This is a genomic window from Pseudarthrobacter sp. NPDC055928, assembly GCF_042270935.1.
In the GTDB taxonomy this organism is placed as follows: Bacteria; Actinomycetota; Actinomycetes; order Actinomycetales; family Micrococcaceae; genus Arthrobacter.
Genome location: NZ_JBHJZH010000003.1, coordinates 41,018 through 62,654 on the forward strand (window position 1 = coordinate 41,018; position 21,637 = coordinate 62,654).

Annotated in this window: 19 protein-coding genes; 4 read left to right on the forward strand and 15 right to left on the reverse strand. The window is 65.6% G+C overall.

Annotated elements, in window-relative coordinates; translation table 11 throughout:
- Positions 1-94: 94 nt before the first annotated feature.
- The 5 genes from ACFC25_RS05410 to ACFC25_RS05430 form a co-directional block, all read right to left on the reverse strand.
- Positions 95-1,939: an IucA/IucC family protein gene (locus ACFC25_RS05410; protein WP_376044544.1), complete on the reverse strand. Its 1,845-nt coding sequence runs from the start codon at positions 1,937-1,939 to the stop codon at positions 95-97.
- A gap of 89 nt (positions 1,940-2,028) precedes the next feature.
- The gene (locus tag ACFC25_RS05415) at positions 2,029-2,607 is read right to left on the reverse strand and encodes a GNAT family N-acetyltransferase (RefSeq protein WP_376044390.1); all 579 of its coding nucleotides are present in this window, start codon (positions 2,605-2,607) and stop codon (positions 2,029-2,031) included.
- On the reverse strand, positions 2,604-3,986 hold the full coding sequence (locus tag ACFC25_RS05420) for a lysine N(6)-hydroxylase/L-ornithine N(5)-oxygenase family protein (RefSeq protein ID WP_376044391.1): 1,383 nt from the start codon (positions 3,984-3,986) through the stop codon (positions 2,604-2,606). Before ACFC25_RS05420 ends, ACFC25_RS05415 begins: the two co-directional genes overlap by 4 nt.
- Positions 3,983-5,614 carry a pyridoxal phosphate-dependent decarboxylase family protein gene (locus ACFC25_RS05425; RefSeq protein ID WP_376044545.1) on the reverse strand — a complete coding sequence of 544 codons (1,632 nt, stop codon included), beginning with the start codon at positions 5,612-5,614 and terminating at the stop codon, positions 3,983-3,985. Before ACFC25_RS05425 ends, ACFC25_RS05420 begins: the two co-directional genes overlap by 4 nt.
- Before the next feature lie 229 nt (positions 5,615-5,843).
- Positions 5,844-6,383 (reverse strand): hypothetical protein, encoded by a 540-nt coding sequence (locus tag ACFC25_RS05430; protein ID WP_376044392.1) that lies wholly within the window; start codon positions 6,381-6,383, stop codon positions 5,844-5,846.
- A 175-nt stretch (positions 6,384-6,558) separates the two neighbouring features.
- Here ACFC25_RS05430 and ACFC25_RS05435 point away from each other — a divergent pair, with 175 nt between their 5' ends.
- Positions 6,559-7,311 (forward strand): GAF and ANTAR domain-containing protein, encoded by a 753-nt coding sequence (locus ACFC25_RS05435; protein ID WP_376044393.1) that lies wholly within the window; start codon positions 6,559-6,561, stop codon positions 7,309-7,311.
- Positions 7,312-7,369: 58 nt separating this feature from the next.
- On the opposite strand, the gene ACFC25_RS05440 is transcribed toward ACFC25_RS05435, so the two are convergent.
- The 7 genes from ACFC25_RS05440 to ACFC25_RS05470 all read right to left on the reverse strand — a co-directional run bounded on the left by ACFC25_RS05440 (position 7,370) and on the right by ACFC25_RS05470 (position 14,598).
- Positions 7,370-7,702 carry a GNAT family N-acetyltransferase gene (locus tag ACFC25_RS05440; RefSeq protein WP_337350736.1) on the reverse strand — a complete coding sequence of 111 codons (333 nt, stop codon included), beginning with the start codon at positions 7,700-7,702 and terminating at the stop codon, positions 7,370-7,372.
- Positions 7,699-9,132, reverse strand: a complete 1,434-nt coding sequence (locus tag ACFC25_RS05445; RefSeq protein WP_376044394.1) for an acyltransferase — start codon at positions 9,130-9,132, stop codon at positions 7,699-7,701. Before ACFC25_RS05445 ends, ACFC25_RS05440 begins: the two co-directional genes overlap by 4 nt.
- Positions 9,133-9,220: 88 nt before the next feature.
- The gene (locus ACFC25_RS05450; RefSeq protein ID WP_376044395.1) at positions 9,221-9,625 is read right to left on the reverse strand and encodes a DUF1304 domain-containing protein; all 405 of its coding nucleotides are present in this window, start codon (positions 9,623-9,625) and stop codon (positions 9,221-9,223) included.
- A 56-nt stretch (positions 9,626-9,681) separates the two neighbouring features.
- A complete protein-coding gene (locus ACFC25_RS05455) occupies positions 9,682-10,533 on the reverse strand; it encodes a class II fructose-bisphosphate aldolase (protein WP_376044396.1) in 852 nt (283 codons plus the stop codon).
- Positions 10,533-11,999, reverse strand: coding sequence for a GntP family transporter (locus ACFC25_RS05460; protein WP_337345556.1), 1,467 nt, complete (start codon positions 11,997-11,999; stop codon positions 10,533-10,535). Before ACFC25_RS05460 ends, ACFC25_RS05455 begins: the two co-directional genes overlap by 1 nt.
- A 158-nt stretch (positions 12,000-12,157) precedes the next feature.
- Entirely contained in the window at positions 12,158-13,057 is a 900-nt protein-coding gene (locus ACFC25_RS05465) for an NAD(P)-dependent oxidoreductase (RefSeq protein WP_337350733.1), read from the reverse strand.
- A 56-nt stretch (positions 13,058-13,113) separates the two neighbouring features.
- The gene (locus tag ACFC25_RS05470; protein ID WP_376044397.1) at positions 13,114-14,598 is read right to left on the reverse strand and encodes a four-carbon acid sugar kinase family protein; all 1,485 of its coding nucleotides are present in this window, start codon (positions 14,596-14,598) and stop codon (positions 13,114-13,116) included.
- A gap of 148 nt (positions 14,599-14,746) precedes the next feature.
- Between ACFC25_RS05470 and ACFC25_RS05475 the strand changes: the two genes are divergently transcribed.
- A complete protein-coding gene (locus ACFC25_RS05475; protein ID WP_337350731.1) occupies positions 14,747-15,457 on the forward strand; it encodes a FadR/GntR family transcriptional regulator in 711 nt (236 codons plus the stop codon).
- 24 nt (positions 15,458-15,481) lie between these two features.
- Here ACFC25_RS05475 and ACFC25_RS05480 read toward each other — a convergent pair whose 3' ends face one another.
- Genes ACFC25_RS05480 through ACFC25_RS05490 form a run of 3 tightly spaced genes read right to left on the reverse strand, consistent with a single transcriptional unit; the run spans position 15,482 to position 19,013 of the window.
- Positions 15,482-16,501 carry a LacI family DNA-binding transcriptional regulator gene (locus ACFC25_RS05480; protein WP_337350730.1) on the reverse strand — a complete coding sequence of 340 codons (1,020 nt, stop codon included), beginning with the start codon at positions 16,499-16,501 and terminating at the stop codon, positions 15,482-15,484.
- 17 nt (positions 16,502-16,518) lie between these two features.
- Complete coding sequence (locus ACFC25_RS05485) at positions 16,519-18,099, reverse strand: family 43 glycosylhydrolase (protein WP_376044398.1); 1,581 nt, start codon at positions 18,097-18,099, stop codon at positions 16,519-16,521.
- Complete coding sequence (locus tag ACFC25_RS05490; protein WP_376044399.1) at positions 18,096-19,013, reverse strand: PmoA family protein; 918 nt, start codon at positions 19,011-19,013, stop codon at positions 18,096-18,098. Before ACFC25_RS05490 ends, ACFC25_RS05485 begins: the two co-directional genes overlap by 4 nt.
- 309 nt (positions 19,014-19,322) lie before the next feature.
- Here ACFC25_RS05490 and ACFC25_RS05495 point away from each other — a divergent pair, with 309 nt between their 5' ends.
- The gene (locus tag ACFC25_RS05495; protein ID WP_337345549.1) at positions 19,323-20,630 is read left to right on the forward strand and encodes an extracellular solute-binding protein; all 1,308 of its coding nucleotides are present in this window, start codon (positions 19,323-19,325) and stop codon (positions 20,628-20,630) included.
- Between the two features lie 47 nt (positions 20,631-20,677).
- The gene (locus tag ACFC25_RS05500) at positions 20,678-21,631 is read left to right on the forward strand and encodes a sugar ABC transporter permease (RefSeq protein WP_337345548.1); all 954 of its coding nucleotides are present in this window, start codon (positions 20,678-20,680) and stop codon (positions 21,629-21,631) included.
- Positions 21,632-21,637: the final 6 nt, after the last annotated feature.

Genomic DNA, 21,637 nt, shown 5'->3' on the forward strand with positions numbered 1-21,637 from the left:
ATTTTGCACCATCATTCCCGCCTGGCCCCGGACACCGCCCGGAAATGCTGGGCGGGCCGGCCGAAGCCCTCGAATGATGGTGCAGAATCCGACGCTATGCGAACCGAGCCAGCGGGTTGGCGAGCCGGCCTGCCATCTGGAGCCCGCCGGACGGGTCGGCCAGGTCAAGCATCTGCTGGTTGTTCCGCAGCTGCAGCCGGTTCAGGCATGACAGTTCAAAGTCGGCGGCGAACAGGTCGTGGCGGGCGAACTGGTCCGCGAGTTCGGGGTTTTCGGCCTGGTAGTCCTGAATGACGCGGGCGGCCGTGCCCCAGAACTCCTCCTCGTTGAGCTTCCCGTCCTCCACCAGCAGTGCACCGAGGAACCGGAAGATGCAGTCGAAGACGTCGGTGAAGATGGCCAGGACTTTTTCGCCGTCGGGGATGTCCGCGCGGATCCGCGACACTTCCTCGGGGAGGTCCAGCCGGTCGCCCATCACCACGATTTCCTCGGCGATGTCCTTCATGACCGCCCGGATGGGCACACCGTCCTCAAGCACCAGGATCACATTCTCGCCGTGCGGCATAAAGGCGAGTTCGTACTGATAGAGGCAGTGGACCAGCGGGACGAGGTAGGCCTCGAAGTAACGGCGCAGCCATTCGACGGGTTCCAAGCCTGAACGTTCGATCAGGGCAGACACCATGGGCCGGCCGCCGGAGTCGACGTGCAGGAGCGAGGCCATGGTGGCGAGCTGCTGGCCGTCGTCGAGCAGCGGGAGCGGACTTTCCCTCCACAGTGCGGACAGCATCTTCCGGTAAGGCGAGCCCTTGGCGGACGCGGCCTCGTAGTAGCTGTTGTGGTAACCAATGGCAGCGATCTCGCTGATCATGGCCAGGCCCCGCTTTTGCAGGGCCTCGTCTGAACAGATCAGGTCCTGCAACCAGTCGTTGATGGCGGGGGTGGCCTTCATGTACTGCGGTGAGAGCCCGCGCATGAAGCCCATATTCAGGACGGACATCGCGGTCTTGACGTAACTCTGTTCCGGGGCGCTCGTGTTGAAAAACGTGCGGATGGACTGCTGGGCCTGGTAGCTGTCAGTTCCCGTCCCCAGGTGGATGATGTGCTGCTGGGCGATCTCGGCAGCGAACGTGACGGTGAGCTTGTTCTCCCACTGCCACGGATGCACGGGCATCAGGAGATACTCGGCGGGGTCAACGCCCTGGGCACGGAATTCGGCGTCGAAGGACTGCAAGGCACCTGTGCCAAGTTCGGCCTCCAGGTGGACGCGGTAGTCCAGCCCGGCGCTGGACGTGAAGACCGCCTGGCTGCGGTGGACCCCGATCCATTCCAGCCGGACGGGCGCCCCTGTCTCAGGGGCAAAGGCCCGGTAGTCGCTGATGCCAAAGCCCAGCCGGCCATTGTTGGCCACGAAGCACGGATGGCCTTCGGTCATGCTGCGCTCGATAGCCTGGAAATCGGCTGCTGGATCGGTTCCGCCAGTGACTCCGGCAACCAGCTCCCGCGCCGAGGGCTGTCCCAGCCACTGCTTGTAGGAGTGGCCGGCGAGGGTGCTGCTGATCTCCTCCAGGTAGACCGGGAGCATCTCCTCGCGGATCCCCAGGGTGTCCTTGAACTCGGTGATGAAGCGCAGCGCATCCGGGGCAGCGTCCGCGCCACTGCGGGTGCAGCGAATGGAGGCGGCGTCCACCGACCAGTGCTCCAGCTCCAGGACGCGTGCGGTGAAAGAGTAGGAGGTTGAACCGTCGTCACTGCGGACCACGTAGGCCGCGGGCTCAGCCGGTTCTGCAGGGCGGGCGCCGGAGCCGGAGCCGGCGCCCAGCCGCTGCGGCTCCAGGATGCGTTCGTGCAGGAATTCGGCGAGTGCCTTCCGGACAAGGTGTCGGTTGGCCACAGCCCAGCGCTGCGGAGCGAGGTGCGGCACGGTGTTGGCGGTGTTCACTGCCTCGGGCCCAAAGGCGGCCTCTCGTGCGGCGAGGCCGATATCAGCGGTTGGGCCGCTGGCAGCGGCGTTGTCCAGCTCGATGGTGGTCACAGTGTGGCTCCCTGGGGGATCGGGGCGGAAAGGTCTTGGGGGTTGTGGAGCGCTGCGCGGGCAGCGGAGTAGTCCTGGCGGGTGCAGAAGCTCAGGAGCGCTTCCTTGTCCGGCAGCGTCACCACGCCAGCCGGTTGGAAGCCCAGCCGCTCATTGAGGACGTGGATTTTGGTGTTCCGGGCATCGGGCTCCACCACCACGCGCTCCACGCCGGGCTTCTGGAACAGCCGGTCCAGGACGGCGTCCATCACGGAGGCGGTATACCCCGGTGTGGGACCTCCCGACGGCGGCGCCACCAGCAGGTGCATGCCGATGTCGCCCTCCTGGACGGCATAGGCGGCGGCCAGGGGCGAGGACGACGGACGGTACTCCTCCATCAGGAACGCGGGAACACCGGCGTCGAGCCCCAGCAAGGCGTGGTGGTGCCCGCTGGACTGAATCTTCGAGTACTCCTCCACAACGCCCTCGACTGTGGAGGACAGCATCCCCCAGAACGATGCGTAGGGCTGGGTAACCCAGCTGTGCAGGAGGGGTGCATCGGCGACGGCGTCAACACAGCGGAACGTGAATCTCATGCGGACACCCCTGCTTTGCCTGCTGCGGGCACGCCGGCAGGTTCGGGCAGGCTAGCCGGGGCGCCGAACTGCTGGAAAGCGATGCTGCGCTCCACCGGGTAGACCTCGCGGCCCGTCATTTCGCGCAGGATGCACGAGTTCCGGTAGGCGGCCATGCCCAGGTCCGGGGTGACAAAGCCGTGCGTGTGCAGCTCGGCATTCTGGACAAAGATTTCGCCGGGTTCGACGCCGGTGCTGTAGTTGCGTGCCACGGCGAACCGGCCGGCGGAGTCACGGGCGATCCGGTCCTGGATGCCGGCAAGGAAGCCCGGCTCCCTGTAGGTGTAGCCGGTGGCCAGGACCACGGCCTCGCTGTCCAACACGTACTCGGCGCCCTGTTCCTCGTGCCTGAGGTGCAACGTGTGGGAGCCGGCGGCCGGATCCCAGGCCGCACCCGTCAGCGATGAATGGGTCAGTAGCTGTGTGTCCACCATGCCGGAAAGGCTCTTGGTGTAGAGGAGGTCGTAGATGGCGTCGATCAGCTCGGAGTTGATGCCCTTGTACAGGTTCTTCTGGCTCTTGATGAGGCCGTCGCGCTGGCCCTGCGGCAACCCATGGAAATAATCCACATATTCCGGCGAAGTCATCTCCAGCGTGAGCTTGGTGTACTCCAGCGGGAAAAACCGCCCGGACCGGGTGACCCAGTTCAGCTGGTAGCCGTGGACATCGATCTCCTGCAGGAGCTCGTAGTAGATTTCCGCGGCGCTCTGGCCACTGCCCACGATGGTGATGCTGCGCCTGGCCTGCAGTTCACTCTTCTTCAACAGGTAGTCGGCGTTGTGGAGGACAAGTCCCCCGCCTTCCCTGGCCGCGGCTGAAACTATTCCGTCACATGACGACGGTACGTACGGCGAGGTGCCCGTGCCGAGCACCAGCCGCCGCGCCAGCAGCACCTCAGGCCCGTCCGGACCTTGCACCGAAAGCCTGTACACGCCGCCGTCGTACGTTATATCCAGCACAGTCGTGCTAAAACGCACGGACCGCAGCTGGCCGGCCACCCACTGGCAGTACTGGTTGTACTCGGCGCGCAGAGGATAGAAGTTCTCGCGAATGTAGAACCGGTACAGCCGCCCGGTCTGCTTGAGGAAGTTCAGGAAAGAATACGGCGAAGTGGGATCGGCCAGCGTTACCAGGTCCGCCATGAACGGCACCTGCAGGTGGGCCGGCTCCAGCATCATCCCCGGGTGCCAGTCGAAGGACTCGCGCTGTTCCAGGAAGACACCATCCAGCCCGTCCACCGGTTCGCTGAGGGCGGCGAGGCCAAGGTTGAAAGGTCCGACGCCGATGCCGGCGAAGTCGTAGATGCGCGGGTCAGTACGCGGGTTGTCAATGGCGCTCATGCGGAAGCTCCCGCAGTGCTGGTGTTGGTGGCAGCGTTGGCCAATAGCTGCGCGCCCGTGCCGCGAAGCAGTTCGACGATCTCGCAGATGTCCCCCAGGGTGGCCTCCGCGTTGAGGAGCGTGAACTTCAGGTAGTGTCTGCCGCCCACCTTGGTGCCGGCCACCACGGCCTGCCCCGAGGCGAAGACTGCCGCGCGGATGGCCGGATTGAGGGCATCAGCAGCATCCTCGGAGAGCCGCTCCCCTCCGCCAGCACCAGCACCAGCACCAGCACCAGCGGCAGCGCCCGGCACCAGCGGCCGGTACCGGAAGACCAGCGTGCTGAGCTGCGGGTTGGCGGCGAGCTCAAAGTCGTCGTCGGCCGCCAAGACGGAGCCAACCCGGGTGGCGAGGTCGATCGCTTCGTCAAACAGGGCGCCGATCGCGTCCGCGCCCATGATGCGCAGGGTCAGCCAGAGCTTGAGCGCGTCAAAGCGGCGCGTGGTCTGGATGCTCTTGTCCACCTGGTTGGGGATCTCGGCCAGGGCCGCGCTTTCGGGGTTCAGGTAGTCCGCGTAGTAGGTGACGTGCTGCAGCATGGTGCGGTCCCGGACCAACAGGGCGCTGGAGCTGACCGGCTGGAAGAACGTCTTGTGGAAGTCCACGGTGACGGAATCGGCCAGGCGCGTCCCGTCCAGCAGGTGGCGGTAGCGGTTCGAGACCATCAGCCCGCCGCCATAGGCAGCATCAACGTGGAACCAGGCCCCGTAGGCGCGGGCCAGCGCGGCGAGTTCTGCGAGCGGATCCACGGCACCGAAATCAGTGGTCCCGGCGGTGGCCACCACCGCCATCGGCACCAGCCCGGCGTCGTGCGCTTCCGCCATGGCCTCGGCGAGGGCGGCGGGGTCCATCTTGTGGTCCGCGGCGCATGCGACGGAAGTGACGGCGTCGAACCCCAGGCCCAGCATCGACGCTGACTTCTGGATGCTGAAATGGCTGTCGGCAGACGTGAAAATACGCAGCTTCTCCAGTAGCGCGGGCAGCCGGAGCCCGGTGTTGGCCGGCTCCTGGCGCAGGCCGGCAACGGCGTGGTTGCGGGCGATCAGCAGGGCCTGCAGGTTGGACTGGCTGCCGCCGGAGGTAAACACGCCGTCGGCAGCAGCCCCCAGCTGCAGCCGCTCGGCCGTCCAGTCGATGAGCCTGCGCTCGATCATCGTGGCGCCAGCGCTCTGGTCCCAGGTGTCCATCGAGGAGTTCACCGCGGAAAGGATGGCTTCGCCTACCAGCGCCGGGATCACCACGGGACAGTTCAGGTGGGCAGCATACTTCGCATCGTGGAAGTAGATGGCGTCCCGAAGGTAAACGGACTCCAGCTCCTCCAGGGCGGCGGCAGTGTCCGGGAGCGGCCGGTCCAGGTCGACGGCGCCGATGCGGGCTTCCATTTCGGCAGGTCCGACGCCGGTGAACGGCCGTGTGGTGCGGTCCAGTTTGGTGGCCACGGCATTGACACCCTGCAGTACCTGCGCCACGTAGCGCGTGGAGTTCCGCTTGTTGAACAGATGGTTGGTGGCAGCGAGGGCAAGCTCCACGCGGGAGCCGAAATCCTGTCCGGGCAGGGCGTGGCTCACCTGGTTCTCGTCCACGTACATCTCATCAACACGGGGCAGCAGCGGCACGGTGGTCATCCTTAAGTCGACGTTGGGGGGGTCTTTAGCAAGGTAAGCCTTACTTAGGCATGCCTTTTCGTCAAACTTTTGTGACCTATTTATCGAAACCTCGCCAATCCAGGGACTTTCAGGGACCGGAGTGCGTCATTGACTGGCAGACCTTGGCCAACAGGGGCAAAATACTCCCCGCTCGAACTGGCGGGCACCTTGCTCAGAGGTGGACGTGAAGGGCCTTGCCTGCACGTTCGCGCGTGGAACGCTTGGCCGAGGCGGCGCGGGAGGGGCGCACCGGATGGGCGGGGTCCGTGGGCTGGTTGGGATGCTCCACCATGGCCGCCTTGGCGGCGTCACGCCGGGCCGCAGCACTGTCGGCTGCGGAGTGGATGGGGCACACCGGCAGGTAGACCGGCTCCAGGAGTGTCAGGCGGAAGTCATCGGCCTCTTCGAGGGCCGCAGCCGCGGCGAGCCCCATCGCGTGATGAATGGCCGCATGCTGCCCTGACTTATGCGAGCCCGGACTGGCGATGTGGCGAAGGTGCGCCAGGACACTGGCATCCAGGTGGATGGCATGCCGCAGATCCAGGGCTATCTCGGGGGCGGAGGCCAGGCGCTGCGCCCGGAGGAGCAGGTGAAGCAGTGCCGGAAAATTACTCTGTGTCAGGCAGCCGCCAACATCTACGCTGATGTTTCCCGGGTCCACATCAACGTGGACAACAATTCGAAGCTTGTGATGGGACAGTTTGTGGCTCATGGCGGTCTCCGCATAGGTGCCGGGGGCCGGCTGCATGGCCCACCATCGACTCTACAAAGATGTCGCGCAGGTCACAATATTGCGCCTCCCCATTACGGTGCGTCGGGTGGACAAGCCGTAGCCAACGCCCCAATAGTGTCGGTTCTTTAGTGCCGGACGGGGCCTAAACTGGACTATGGACCCATCAGCGCTGAAGGCGCTCCGTCACGGCGACGACGCCGTGGTGGAACAGCTCCAGAACATCGTCATCGACAGCAGGGACGTGAACGAATTCCTGCACGAACTGTGCGACTACGCGGCCCGCGCCATTTCGGAGTCCATGGACCTTCCGGTGGTCTGCGCTGTGACGCTGAGCAGGCGGCACCGGACCACCACGGCTGCCTGGAGCGACCCTCGGGCCAAGGTGATGGACGAAATCCAGCACAACCATGGCGCCGGACCATGCCTCCATGCCATGAACGCCGGCATCACTGTCCTTGTCCCTGACACCCGGCATGACAAGCGCTGGCCGGAGTATGGCCAGGCCATCGCGCAGCTTGGCCAGCTCAGTGTGCTCGCCGTTCCGTTGACTCTGGACGGTGATTCCAAGGCTGCCCTGAATATTTTCGCCCCGGACGTGAACGCGTTCGGCTCAGCCGCCATCGAAGATGCCGAGCTCTTTGCCGCCCATGCCCAGAGCTCGCTCCGGCTTGCTGTCCGGGTTGCCGCCGGCCAACAGCTGGCGGCGGATCTCAGGGCGGCCATGGAGTCCCGGACGGCAATCGACCTCGCGGCCGGAATCATCATGGGACAGAACCGCTGTTCCCAGGAGGAGGCGATGGCCATTCTGGTCAGGGCTTCCAGCAGCCGCAACCAGAAGCTCCGCACCATAGCCGAGCAGTTGGTGGCGGCAGTCGCCCATGAGGCTCCGGTCACGCATTTCCACTAAGCGCAGGATCGATCGGGCGCAAACTCAAGTACGCGCCGTGCCACCTGACGTCCCGTGGCTAAGCGTCCTCGGGCCAGTCGATGTATTGTTCGTAACCCTCATGCTGGCGGAGATAGCCGGCGATGAACGGGCAATGCGGGATGATCCGTTTGCCGGAGGCCACCACGTCATCCAGTGCGAAATGCGCCAGCACTTTGCCAAGCCCCTGGCCTTTGAACTCCTCTGCGGTCTCCGTGTGTGTGAAGTCAATGTGCCCTGGCCGGTCCCGGAAAAAGGACTGCACAGCTACCTTCCCGCCGACCCGCAGCTCATAGCAGTGGTGGGCGTCGTTCCGTGCAAGCGAAACGTCGGGGCTGAATTCGTCCTCGGTGGAAATCATGTTCTCCGTCATGGTTCGACACTGGCACTACTTGGCCCTGCTGGCAATGGCCCGCCCGGCTGCCCGCCGGACAACCCTCCGGACGACCCATCGGACGACCCATCGGACGACCCACTGGTCAATCCGCCGGTTAATCCGCCGGACAATCCGCCACGCTCCGCCGCACCGGCGGGCACCCGTTCCGGCATCCTGCCGAGCAGCAGCACGGCGAGCGCGAAGCACGCCGCTCCCCCGCCGAGGAGGCCCAGCGTGAGGCCGTTGAACGCGGCGTCGGCCACCGGAATGAAGACCACGACGGCGGCCGTCACCACCGCTGCGGCGGGCCGGCCGCGCGTGTGGACAGACGCCGTCGGACGTTCCTCAAGGCGGCCGAAGGCGCCCATGACCGGAAGCAGCAGGGTAACGACGCCCAGGAGTACCAGCGGCCGCGCCCACCACCACGCGGCGGTCCCCGCAGCCGGCTTGGGGAAGTCGGTAAGCAGGAGCAGGCCCGACATGCCCACGAGAAGGGGCAGGTGCCAGAGGTAGACGGTCATGGACCGGCGCCCGGCAACAGACACCAGGGCACGCACCCAGCGAACCCCTGCCACCCAGTGGAGCCCGGGACGGACCATCTCAAGGAAGGCAGCCTGGGCTACGCCCAGCAGGAGCAGGCAAAGGTTGGGTGGATTGAGGTTCACCAGCATGTTTCCGGAATAAAGCCCCAGTCCAGTGAGGACCCCCAGCACCAGGTTGGCCGCAACGATCAGGCCCATCAGGGAGGAGCGGGACAGCTTGGCGAAGTGGCCGTCCGCCATCAGGAAGCCCAACTGCTGCACGGCGCACCACAGGAACACCAAGTTTGCATATGCCAGCGAAGGCAGGACGCCGCGGAAGCAATCAACCGCCACCACCAGGGCCGTCAGGCCAACCAGCGTCAGCCACGGCGCCCGGTCATGGAAGCGGGCCAGCAGGGGAATGTTCAGCTGTGCAGCCAGATAGGCGGCCAGGAACCACAGCGGCATGCCCGCGCCGGCGGTCATCAACTGGATCACCTGGGGGTCCACACCCAGGAGCAGTGCCGCCCAAAGCCCCAGGAACATGCAGGCCAACAACGCGGTCGCCGGCCGGACCAGGCGGAGCAGGCGGGACTGGGCGAACTCGAAGCCGGTGCCGCCCCGGGCCTTGAGCCGCCGCCAGGACTGCAGGCCCGTGGTCCCGCCCGTGACGAAGAACAGCGGCATCACCATGAAGATCCAGATGACGGGCACGAACCAGGTCTGCTCCCCGAGGGTGTTCTCGGTGGTAACGGTGCCGTCGCGGTGCAGGACCGGACTGACCATCATGCAGTGGCCCACCACCACCAGGGCCAGGCAGAAGAAGCGGACGAGGTCGATGCCGAGGTCGCGCGTGTTCGCGGGCTCGTGTTGCGGGGATGCCCCCTGCTCCTTCACACCACTCACGTCCGGTCCTGAAACTCCCGAAGTTGCTACTACCTACATTCTGCGCCTGTATGGGTAGCTTGGCGGCTGATCGGCGCCTGGCGGCGCGTCAGGAAACCACGGCCAGAAGTCCCAGTACGACGGCGAGCAGCGGAGTGGCGCCCTGTATGGCGGCGGCACGGAGGTACTTTTTCCCGCTCAAGGCGAGCACCACGGCGGCCAGCAGCATGGATCCGCAGCAGCTGAAGACCAGGGTCCACCCCACTACGGACTGCGCCGACCCCTCGGCAGCGAAGGCTGCGCAGCCGATGCCGATGAACGCGCCGATGGCCAGGAACAGGTTATAGAAACCCTGGTTGTACGCGAGCGGCCTGGTGGTCTCGGCGTCGGCCTGGGACGCAAGCCCGAAGCGCTTCCAGGTGGCCGGTTTGGTCCAGGTGAAGGATTCCATGGTGAAGATGTAGACGTGCAGGGCTGCGGCGATGAACGCAAAAAGGAGGGAGGCCAGGATCATGGCATGATCCTAGCCTCCCGTTCCCTCAAAACACGGCTGGGGCCCCGCAGGAACTCTCAGCGGCTGAGCATGCCCAGCGCCGACGTCGCGAACTCCCTGGCGGAGGAGTTCCAGTGGCCCAGCAGGCCCTGCAGGTTCTCGCCGTCGGCCCGGTGCACCGGCAACTGCTCCTGCAGGGTGGCCAGCACGCCGGTCCGGAGTTCGGTATTGAAGTTCACCTTGCCCACGTTCATGGCGGCGGCCTTCACCAGCTCCCCCGCCGGAATGCCGGAGGCGCCGTGGAGCACCAGCGGGATGTGTGTCCGCACGGCGATGTCCTGGAGGACGTCCCAGCGCAGCTGCGGCTCGCCCTTGTACTTGCCATGGACGTTACCCACGGCGACGGCCAGCAATTGCGCGCCGGTCCGGGCCACAAAGTCCTCCACCTGGGCGGAGTCCGTCAGGCCAGCCACAGCCACGCCCGCTTCGTCCGCGCCGAAGGCCCGGTCCTCGTCGCCGGCCAGGCCACCGAGTTCGGCTTCGAGCACGACGTCGGCACCCACCAATGCGCGTGCCGCCCGGACCAGCGCAATGTTGTCCTCGTACGGAAGGGAGGAGCCGTCCGCGAGGACCGAATCCGCCCCCGCGGCGACGGCGTCGGCCATCACCGACAGGTCCGAGGCGTGGTCCAGTTGGACCGCCACCGGAACGGACGCACCATCAGCCAAGCCGCGGAGCGCGGTGATCAGGCGCAGGCCGTTGGACGTGCCCGCGGTCTTGGGGGCCACCAGCAGGATGACCCCGTGGCCCGCGTCTTCGGCCGCGCCCACAACAGCCAGGGCGGTGGTGAAGTCGTAGCAGGTGAACGCGGGGACAGCCGATCGCCGCTGCAGGGCGGAGGTGACCAGATGGTCGAGTCGGGTGCGCATTAGACGCCCAGGCCCCCCACCAGGATCCAGGCCACGAAGGTCAGGAGGAAGCCTGCCAGTCCCAGGATGGTGGTGAGCACGGTCCAGGTGCGCAGGCCGTCGGAAACGGTGAGTCCGTAGTAACGCACTACGGTCCAGAAGCCGGCGTCGGTCACGTGGGACAGGCCGAGCGAGCCGAAGCCGATAGCGATCACGATGACGGCGATCTGCGCCGGGGAGTAGCCGCCTTCCATCACGGCGGAGGTCAGCAGGCCGGTGGTGGTGACGATGGCGACGGTCGCCGAACCCTGGGCTGCGCGCAGGGCGAGGGAGATGACAAAGCCGAGCACGATGACCGGCAGGCCCAGGTGGTCAAGGGTCTGGGACAGCGCGGCGCCGATTCCGGAAGTGCGGAGGACTTCGCCGAAGACGCCGCCGGCGGCGACAACCATCAGGATGGAGGCGATGGGAGGCAGCGCGCCTTCGAAGATTTCGCCGGTCTCCTTCAGCGACCAGTTGCGGCGGACAGCCAGCAGGAAGAAGGACAGCGCAACAGCCACCAGGAGGGCGAAGAACGGGTTGCCGATGAAGGCCGCGAGGCCGTACCAGGAGTTGTCCTTGGGGATGGTGAGGGTACCCATGGTGCCGATCAGGATCTGCACGATCGGCGCGGCGATGAGGAAGATGATCAGGGCCGGGCGCGGCGGGGCGATAGCCGCGGCGCCGGGGCCATCATGGCCAACCTTCACGAGGGAATCGGAACCGAACTCGTCCACCTGGGCTTTGACCGAAGGCAGCAGCTCGTAGTCCTTGCGGTTCATGATGCTGGCAACCCAGTAGGACAGGAAGCCGAGCGGGATGCAGATCAGCAGCGAGATGAGGGTAATGAGCCCGATGTCGGCCCCGAACACACCGGCACCGGCGACGATGCCCGGGTGCGGAGGCACGGCCACATGGATGGCCAGCATGATGCCGGCCATCGGCAGGCCGAACTTGACGGGGTGGACGTTGGCGATCTTGGCGAAGGCGTAGACGATGGGGACCAGCACGATGATGCCCACCTCGAAGAACACGGGAATGGCCACCAGGAAGCCGACGGCGGTGAGGGCCACCGCCACGCGCTTGGCACCCAGCTTCTCGGTGAAGTGCGAAGCCAGGGACTGGACACCGCCGGAGACCTCGATCATCCGGCCCAGGACCGCACCGAGGGCGATCAGCAGGGCCACTTTGCCCATGGTGCCGCCCACGCCATTGGCCACAACGGTGAAGACGTCCTTGAGCGGGATCTGTGCGGCCACGGCCACCAGGATGCTCACGGTCAGCAGCGCCACGAAGGCCTGGATTTTGAAGCGGATGATCATCACGAGCAGGATGGCGATGCCAACGGCGGCGATGGTGAGGAGCAGCGGGGTGCCAAGCTCTACTGCCGGTTTGATAGCTGGGGCGTCAGCCGCCCGCAGTATCAGGGGGTTCATCAGGTGGTTCATGACGGTGTCTCCTTTGACGAGCCAGTCTTCCAGAAGACGGGCGATCAGGCGCTAATTATTTCTGTCGGGGGAACGCTGGGAGGTTCGACGACGGCGGAGGGGGGACCGCCGTCGTCGGGCTTGAGGGGAGGTACTTTGGCGGTTGTGAAGTTGGGTGCCTAGGCGGTGCGCTTGGTGGGCGCAACAACCTTGATGACGGCGGAGTCGTCGGAAGCGGCTAGGCCCTGGGCCTGGCCGAGAAGGTAGAGCTGTTCGGCAGCGGCAGCGACCGGCGCAGCCAGGCCGGCGGCGCGCGTGGCCTTGCCCACGATGCCCATGTCCTTGACGAAGATGTCCAGGCGGGACAGGACCTCGGCGCCTTCCTCGGTGTAGGCCTCCAGGATCCGGGGGCCGCGGTTGGAGAGCATAAAGGAACCTGCGGCGCCGGCTTCAAGGGCGGCGAGGGTCTTGGCCTGGTCCAGGCCGAGGGCGTCGGCGAGGGCCATGGCCTCCGCGGCGGCAGCGATGTGGACGCCGCAGAGGAGCTGGTTGACGGTCTTAAGGGCCTGTCCATCGCCGGGCTTGTCGCCCACCACGGTCAGGGTTGAGGCCAGGAGTTCCAAGGCCGGGGCGGCTTTTTCGCGGGCTTCCGGGGACGCGCCAACAACGATCAGCAGGTCGCCTTCGCCGGCACGCTTGGGGCCGCCGGACAGCGGTGCGTCCACCAGTTCCACGCCGTACTCGGCCAGCTGCGCGACGGTGGCCGGGATGGCTTCGGTGCCGACGGTGCTGCCCAGGATCACGACGGCGCCCGGCTCCAGCACCGAGGCCACACCGTTCTCGCCGAACAGGACGTCATTGAGTTGTTCACCGTTGCGGACCGCCAGGAGCACGGCGTCGGCGCCCTTGGCAGCTTCGCGGGCGGTGGCGAATGTGGCGATGCCTGCTTCTTCGGCGAGCTTCAGGCGGGGTTCGGCGATGTCGAAGCCGTGGACGGTCAGCTGGGACGCGAGACGCGTGGCCATGGGCAGTCCCATGGCTCCGAGGCCCAGGACGGTGACGGTGTAGTTGCTGGTCATGGTGTTCTCCGTTGAATGTGTGCGGTATCGGTGGAGCCGGCGGGCGTAAGCGGGGGCTAGAAGGTGTTGCTGAGTTTGCGGGTGACGTCGGCGAGGGACTGGTCATCGCCCACGTTGCCGGCGAAGACGATGTACGGGATGCCCTTGGCGGGCCCATCCACCGGTTCCCAGAGGGAGACGATGCCCGGCAGCATGGGTCCGCGGACAATAGCGTGGCGGATTTCCAGGCCGTGGGCGGCAACATCGGAGGACGTGATGCCGCCCTTGGCGATGACGAACCGCGGCGGGAAGGTCTTCAGGGTCCGGTTCACCACCGCGACGACGGCGGAAGACACCGTGCGTGCGATCCGGAGGCTTTCGGCCGGGCTGTCGGTTTTGATCAGCAACCGGCTGGTGTGGACGATGACGTCGCGGGTGCGGAGTGCGTCCACGACTCTGTCCACCGTCTGGTCCAAGTAGGCGTCCGCGGCTGTTTCGGTTTCGGCGGCCAGCAGTTTCTCGACGTCGATCTCGGCGATGTGCGCGGCGCTGTGCTGCTCGGTGAGGGCCTTCAGCTGCCGGGTGGTGACCCCCACGTGGGAGCCAACAACGATCAGTCCGCCGGCGAGGGACGGGGTGTTGCCGGCGTAGGCTTCGGCGCCACTGAGCTCGGCGCGGATTTCCTGGCCGATCCGGGCACGGCCAAACGGCGGGCCTACGCGGTAAAGCAGCTTCTTGCCCCGCCGTTCGGCTTCGTCCAGGCCCAGGGACAGGGCGCGGAGGTCGTTTTCGGTAACAATGTCCGCCACGATCGGGGTGGAGTTGGTGGCGGGTTCAATGGCATCCGCGATGGCGTTCGCAGTGGCCCGCGGATCGGTGGAGGCGCGGATGATGTTCAGGTCCAGGACAATGACGGAATCTGCCGCAAAGCGTCCCTGCGACTTCTCCTCCACATACTTGGACATGTCCGAGTTGGCGAAGCCGAAGGTGGCGTCCCTGGCGAATTCGGTCTCGGCTACCGGCGTGAGCTTGCCGGCGTCCTCCCCGGTGCCGCGCATGTAATGCACGCCGCCGATGGTCACGCGTCCGGCGTCGGGGAAGGCCGGGACGAGCACCACTCCGTCGGTGGCTTCTCCGCTGACCTTGGCCACGGTGGCGGCGATGACATCGGGTTCCAGCGGGTAGTGGCCGCGGAGGGTGGAGTCACTGCGGCTCACGAACCCTAGGCGCAGGCCGGAATCGTCCGACCCGGCGGCGGCGAGGGCATTGCGGACCACTTCCTCGTTCCGGGCTGCCGCTTCGGCTGGGTCCAGGCTGCGGGTATTGGTGAGGACGTAGACAGCGGGCTTGGCCTGTCCAAAGGCCCATACGAAGTCTTCGATTTCCCAGCGGGTCAGGACGGGCAGATCCGCAACCGACTGGGTCCCGGTGGGGTCGTCGTCGAGCACCACCAGCATGCGGGGAGATTCGGCGCTGGACGCAGCGACGGCGTCAGCCACCAGTGCTGCAGGGATCCGGACTTCGGCCGGATAGGCGGCCAGGACTTCTGCTTCAAGCGTCATGCTGCACTCCATTGTGGTGAAATCGGTGGTGAGATAGATATTTGTAAGATGTCTGACATCTAACATTTAGGAATAGTGTGACACAGCACATTGGGGACGCGCAAGTAGACTTGTCAGACATATTTGCCACGGCCGAGCAGGGGAAAACATGGCACGGAAATCACTGGTGGACGTCGTAGCCGACGAGCTTCTGGACCGCATCATTGCAGGCGAGTTCCCACCTGGATCCAGCGTGCCCGGGGAGCTTGAACTTAGCGCCAAACACGAAGTCAGCCGGATGACCGTCCGCGAGGCCATGAAGACCCTCGAGGCCCAGCGGATCCTTAGCGTTGAGCGGGGCCGTGGGACGTTTGTGAACCCGCTGAACCGATGGGCTTCCCTGGAGGCAGTGTTACGGGCGGCGTCGGAGGGCAAGAACGAGGCCGACGCGTCGGTCCAGCTCATCGAGCTCCGCAGGATGCTGGAGACGGGGGCCTGCGAGCTCGCTGCAGGCAGGATCGGCGATGCCGATATCCAGGCGCTTTACGGATGCGTGGCCGCCATGCGGGCAGCCAACCAGGCCAACGACCTCCCCGCGTTTGTCGAGGCGGACCTGGCGTTCCATGACCTGATCCTGCACGCGTCCGAGAACGTTTTCGTGGCAGTGCTCTTCGAACCGTTGCACCGGGTCCTGGCGAAGCGTCGGGCCGAAACGTCTGCAGTGCCGGAGATCCAGGTCCACGCGATAGCCCACCACCAGAACATTGCAGAAGCATTGGAGTCCCGGGACGCCTCCCGTGCCCGCCAAGCCATGGACGACCACATGCAGCAGACCCTCGATGACCTCAAGAACCTCGTGCTGGGCGCGCCCAGGGCTTAGAGATTAGGGCGTTTCGACGCTTGGCTATTTCGCCCGTGGCGCGGCAGTGGTGCCACGAACCACCAGTTCTGTAGCAACTTCCAGCGCAACCGGAGCCGCCGGCCCCTGCTGCTCGAGCTGTTCGGCAACGATGCCCACGGCCATGGACGCCAGCTGGGAGAGCGGCTGGCGGACGGTGGTCAGCGGCGGCGACATCAGTGCGGCCTGAGCGATGTCATCGAAGCCCACAATGCTGATATCCCCTGGAATCTTCAGGGAGCGGCCGGCTGCGGCGTTCATGACCCCGAGCGCCTGGAGGTCGTTTGCGGCGAAGATCGCCGTGGGAGGCTCCGGCAGGTCCAGGAGGTCCCCGCCGTGGCGGACGCCGGACTCAATACTGAAGTCGCCATCGCGCACCAGCTCGGGCAGGACGGGCAGCCCCGCCTCGTGGAGTGCGGCAGCGTACGCCGCATACCGTGCGCGGCTGTGGCCGGATCCGTGCCCGCGTCCGGTGATGATCCCGATGCGGCGGTGGCCCAGCTCCAGCAGGTGTCCCACCGCGGCGAGCGCTCCGGAGAACGACGCCGGGCTGACGCTGGGTATGGTGAGGCCCTCGGCGCCTTCGGGATCCACCGCCACCGCGGGAATGTTCAGGCTCCGCAGTGTGGTCACCAGCCGCGAGCCGCGCCGTGGAGCGAGCAGCACCACGCCGGCGAGCCGGTTGGCCGAAGATTCCCGGAGCTTCCGCCAGTTCTCGGCCGTGGCGTGCTCTGCCCGCGTATAGACAATGGAGTAGCCGAGCCGCGAGGCAGCGGCCTCGGCGCCCTCCATGATTTCCAGTACCCAGGGCGAGTCGAAGTTGTTAACCACCAACTGCAGCAGCCCCGGCTGGTCCGCCGGGACGTTGCGTTTGGTGTAGTCGAGGTCCTCCAGGGCTTGGCGCACCTTTGCCCGCGTTGCCTCGGAAACGTGCGACCGGCCGTTGAGTACTTTCGACACGGTGGGCACCGAAACGCCTGCTGCTGCGGCCACATCTGCGATCTTGGGGCGCGGAGTGGCTGTCAACGGTGCGGTCCTTGCGATCATCTGGAAGCGGCGGCGGCATAATGCGGGGCGACTCTCCGGCGTGCCGGCGCAGCCTCCACCCGCACGGGTCCAACGATAACACTGCCCCTTTCCTGCGAGCCCAGCGGTGACGCGGCGAAAATGCCCAGTTCGGCGCCGATCCACTTGCCCTCCACCACGTCGAAGTTCCAGCCTTGGACTTCCCACGGCTTTCCCGGCCCGGTCCGCCAGGCAAAAGTGGAGCGAGGGGTGGCATCAGTGCGGATCTGGAGCTCGATCCGCGGGCCGTCCAGCGGTATCTGCCGGCTTGGCCGCTCCTCACGCGGCCCCTCCCCGCCGGTGCCGCTACCCAGCACGTAACCGTCCCCGGTCCGTATGATTCCCAGCCAGGCATACTTCTGGCCCAGGACCACGACGCCGGCCCGGGTGCCGGCCGGGACGCCGTCCAGTTCCAGCGTGGTGGTGAAGGTGGACGGGGTGCCCGGCAGGATTTGGCCGAGTACGTTGGGCAGTTCGCGCAGGTTCACGGGGTCGTTGGCCTGCGGACGGAGGACCAACTGTCCTCCCCCGCCTTGGAACGACCACGACTCGCGCGGGTTCGCTTGCCAGTGCCACTGCGGCCCGAGCCACGGCGAGTCGAAGCCGTCGCTGGCCGGAGGTGCCACGTCTTCCTGCGAGGTTCCCGCTGGATAGGGGTGGCTGGCCACCGGGGTTCCCGGTCCGCCGTCGTCCCCGGGAGTTCCCATCCAGGGCCAGCCGTCCGCGCCCCACCCCATGGGCTGGAGGTGGACCACCCGGCCGTAGGGGCCACGGTCTTGGAAGTGCAGGAACCAGTCCTGACCCTCGGGGGTGGTGACCCAGGCGCCCTGGTGGGGACCGTTGACGTTCGTCTCGCCCTGCTCGAGCACCTTGCGCTCCTCGTACGGGCCGAACGGGGACCGTGAGCGGAAGACCGATTGCCAGCCCGTGGCTACGCCGCCGGCCGGCGCGAAGATCCAGTACCAGTCGCCGCGCTTGTAGAACTTGGGTCCTTCCAGGGTGGTGTAACCCGGGAGGTCGGCGCCGTTGATCACGTGGGTTCCATGGTCCAGGAGGCGGCTCGCATCCGCGGCCATCCGGTGGACGGTGAGCCGGTTCTTCACCCCGACGCGGCTGTGCGCCCAACCGTGGACCAGGTAGGCCTCACCGTCCTCGTCCCACAGCGGGCAGGGATCAATGATGCCGCGGCCAGCGTAGAGCAGGTGCGGGGCACTCCACGGCCCTTCTGCCTTTTCCGCGCTGAGGACAAAAATGCCGTGGTCCGGGTCCGGATAGAAGATCCAGAAGCGCCCATCGTGGTACCGGAGGGCCGGGGCCCATACGCCGCTGCCGTGGCGCACCAGGGAGTAGTGGCTCCCCTGGGGCAGTTCGGGGAGGGCATGGCCGGCATGCTCCCAGTCCACAAGGTTCCGGGACTTCAGCACGGGGAGCCCCGGCACCCTGTTGAAGCTCGACGCAATCAGGTAGTAGACGCCATCCACCTGAATGGCGTCGGGGTCAGGCCAGTCGCCGTTGAGGACGGGGTTGCTGTAGAGCGGGGTGGGACGCGGGGTAGTCATGATGTCCTGTCGGTTGCGCCGGGGCGGCTGAGTCGGGGGTGCTGGTGGAGGAGTTCCAGGGCGCGGGCGGGAGTTGTCACCGCTCCGTCGTGGATGACGGCGTGCAGGCCAAGCCTGAGGGGAGTTTCCGCGTCCACGTGTGCGGGTTCAGACCAAGCTGCGGCTGGTCCCGCCCCCAAGTAGCCCTCCGCCCGAATGAACCACGGAAGCTGGTGACCGGGGTCTTGCCCGAGCACAACGCTGACGGGTCCGCCCTCGAGCCGCATGGTGACCGACAGCCAGGGTGAGCGTGAGCCGTGCGCGGCGTCGGCGCCGGTGCCGGCGTCGGAAAGCACAACCGGGTCATCGCTGCCGCGGGGAAACCGCCAGAAGATGCCGCCATATCCGGCGCCTGCCCTGCCCTTGACGGCCGACGACGACACCGCCAGCCGCTCGACGCGCGCCGCCGGACGGATCACCGAGGACAGTGACAAGCTCCAGCTCCCGGGCTCCGGATGGGCAAACTGCTGGATGTGCCGCTCCTCGGCGGCGAGCTCGTCGCCTGACGCGGACTTCCACAACACGGCGCCGGACTCCCCTGCCTCGTCCGTTCCTGTGGATGAGCGCCAGTCGTGCGGGAACTGCGTTCCGTGGTTCGACAGGAGCACCGGCCCGCTGGCGGCCGTGAAGGTGGAGCCGCCCCAGAAATTGGTTCTGTTGACGTCGGAGAAGGCGACGGACAGGCCCAGGTGGTGTGGGTGATCGGCCGGTCCGGCTTCCGTGACGGTGGCGCCGCCAAGGGACAGCACCGGGTGGAGGTAGGGCCTGGGCGCACTGCCGGCGGGCAGCTGCAGTCCGGTGCAGTGGGTGACGAGCGGCGGGACTTGGTCCGAAAAACCGGGGGCCGCAGCTGACGGCGTGCTGTGGATAGCCAAGCAGACCTCCTGGTTGGGTGGCGTGTCCGGGATGTGTGGATCAGCATAGCTATGGCGAAAATATTCGGCAAGTGGCACAGAAAGTTTCTGTACAAACGAAACCAATGACTTTCGAAATTGTGTTGACAGTCACAGCGTTTTCTTGCTAGAAATCGTTTACTCGAAAGTTTTTTTGGGAGTTTCCACCGATATTCATCGGCAGATGGATGCCTTTGAGCGCAAATCTGCCCCAGAAAGTTTCCCTGCTACCTGCATATTGGCCAGTGGCCGGAACAAGCCCGACATACCCCGCTAGAGAGGCGTCATTCGATGAAGAAGACCACGAGCACCCCTATCCCGCGCAGGATCATCCTGGGTGCAGCACTGACCGCTGCCGGCCTGGCCCTCAGCGGCTGCGGAGGGGCAACCTCCCCGTCCGCCGGCGGCGGCAACGTCGAGCTGAATTTCGTGTACTGGGGTGATTCCAACCGGGCCAAGATGACAGACGCGGCAATCAAGATCTTCGAAGAGAAGAACCCCGGCATCACGGTCAAGAGCGAATACCAGGACAGCGGCCCCTACGCGGACAAGCTGGCCACCCGCTTCGCCGGCGGCAATCCGCCTGACGTTCTGAACATGGCGAACCGGACCCTGCTCGAATACGCGCAACGCGGCACCCTGGCAGACCTGAAGTCGCTGCCCGAGATCAACCTCGAGAAGATTCCCCAGACCATCCAAAGCCGGGGTGAGGTGGACGGCAAACTGTACGGGTTGGCAACCGGCGTCAACCTCATCGGCATGGTGGTCAACAAGACCATCACCGATCAGGCAGGCGTGACCATCCCTGATGACAAAACCTGGAGCTGGGAGGACTATGCCGAGTTCGCTACCGAGGTGACCCAGAAGACCGGCGGGAAGATTTACGGAGCCGGCTACGATGTGGCCACCGAGACCGGCCCCATCCTCTTCGCCCGTCAGCGCGGCGAGGACTTCTACACCAAGGACAACAAGCTCGGCGTCAGCGAAGACACCATCCGCGAGTGGTTCCAGTACAGCGTGGACCTGCGCAAGGCCGGCGGCTACCCGCCTGCCGGATTCTTCGAACAAATCGGCGGGTCCCCGGCGCAGTCCTACCTGGCCAAGGGAACGGTGGCTTCGCAGATCATCCCCATCAACAACTTCCGTGGATACAACGAAGCCTCGGGCGGGAACCTTGTCCTGCTGCGGATGCCCGGCGAAACCACTGAGAAGCGCCGTGGCTACTCCGCCGATCCCAGCATGCTCTGGTCTGTGGCCGCAAAGTCAAAGCACCCGAAGGAAGCTGCCAAACTGCTGAACTTCCTGATCAATGACGTGGACGGCGCCGCCGAGACGCTGACCCAGCGCGGGGTGCCCATTAACCCCGAGGTAACAGAAGCCATCATGCCCAAGCTCGGTGCGGATGACACGAAGTTCGTGCAGATGGTGGCCGACATCCAGAAGGATGAACTGGCACCGGCCTACGTCTACCCCAAGGGCGCGAGCGTAGTGGCCGACACCCTCAAGCAACTCGCCACCGAAGTTGAGTTCGGCCGCGTCACCCCGGCGGATGCAGCCAAGACGTTCCTTGAGAAGAGCAATGCCGCCATCAACAAGTAGCCGTTTAACGCTCAGATACCCAGCTAAGCAGATAGGAACCTGACGCCATGTCAGTGCTGACAAAACAAGCCCCCGGTGCGGCCGCTTCACTCGCCGCACCGGGGCGCGGCAAGACAAAGCGCGGCCCCTCCCGGCGCACCAACCAGCGCTCGGGCTACCTCTTCCTGCTGCCGTGGTTCATCGGCATGCTGTTCACGATCATCCCGTTCTTCGCCTCGCTGTATCTGGCTTTTACGGACTACAACCTGTTCACGGAGCCAAACTTCGTGGGGTTGGCCAATTTCCAGGCCATGTTCGAGGATCCGCGGCTCCTTCAATCGCTGAAGGTGACGTTCATCTACACCTTCGTTTCCGTGCCGATCTCACTTGCCGTTGCCCTGCTGATCGCCCTGGTGCTGAACCGCGGACTCAGCGCCCTGCCGATCTACCGTTCCGTGTATTACCTGCCGTCCCTGCTGGGCGGCAGCGTGGCCATCGTGATGCTGTGGCGCTACATCTTCGGCAACGACGGCATCGTCAACAGCTTCCTGGGACTGTTCGGGATCCAGGGGCCGGCCTGGGTCACCGACCCTGAGTTCGCCCTGAGCACCCTGATCGTGCTGAACGTGTGGACGTTCGGTTCACCGATGGTGATCTTCCTGGCCGGCCTGCGGCAGGTCCCGTCCATGTACTACGAGGCGGCTTCCATCGACGGAGCCTCCCGATGGAAGCAATTCCGCAGCATTACCCTGCCGCTGATCAGCCCCATCATCTTCTTCAACCTCATCATGCAGCTCATCGGGTCCTTCCAGACCTTCACCCAGGGCTACGTGATGAGTGGCGGGACGGGAGGTCCGGCGGATTCAACGCTGTTCTACAACCTGTACCTGTACCAAAAGGGCTTCACCGAATTCGAGATGGGGTATGCCTCCGCCATGGCGTGGCTGCTGTTGATGATCATTGCGATTTTCACCGCCATCAACTTCATCGCGTCCAAGTTCTGGGTCTTCTACGACAATTAAGGCAAC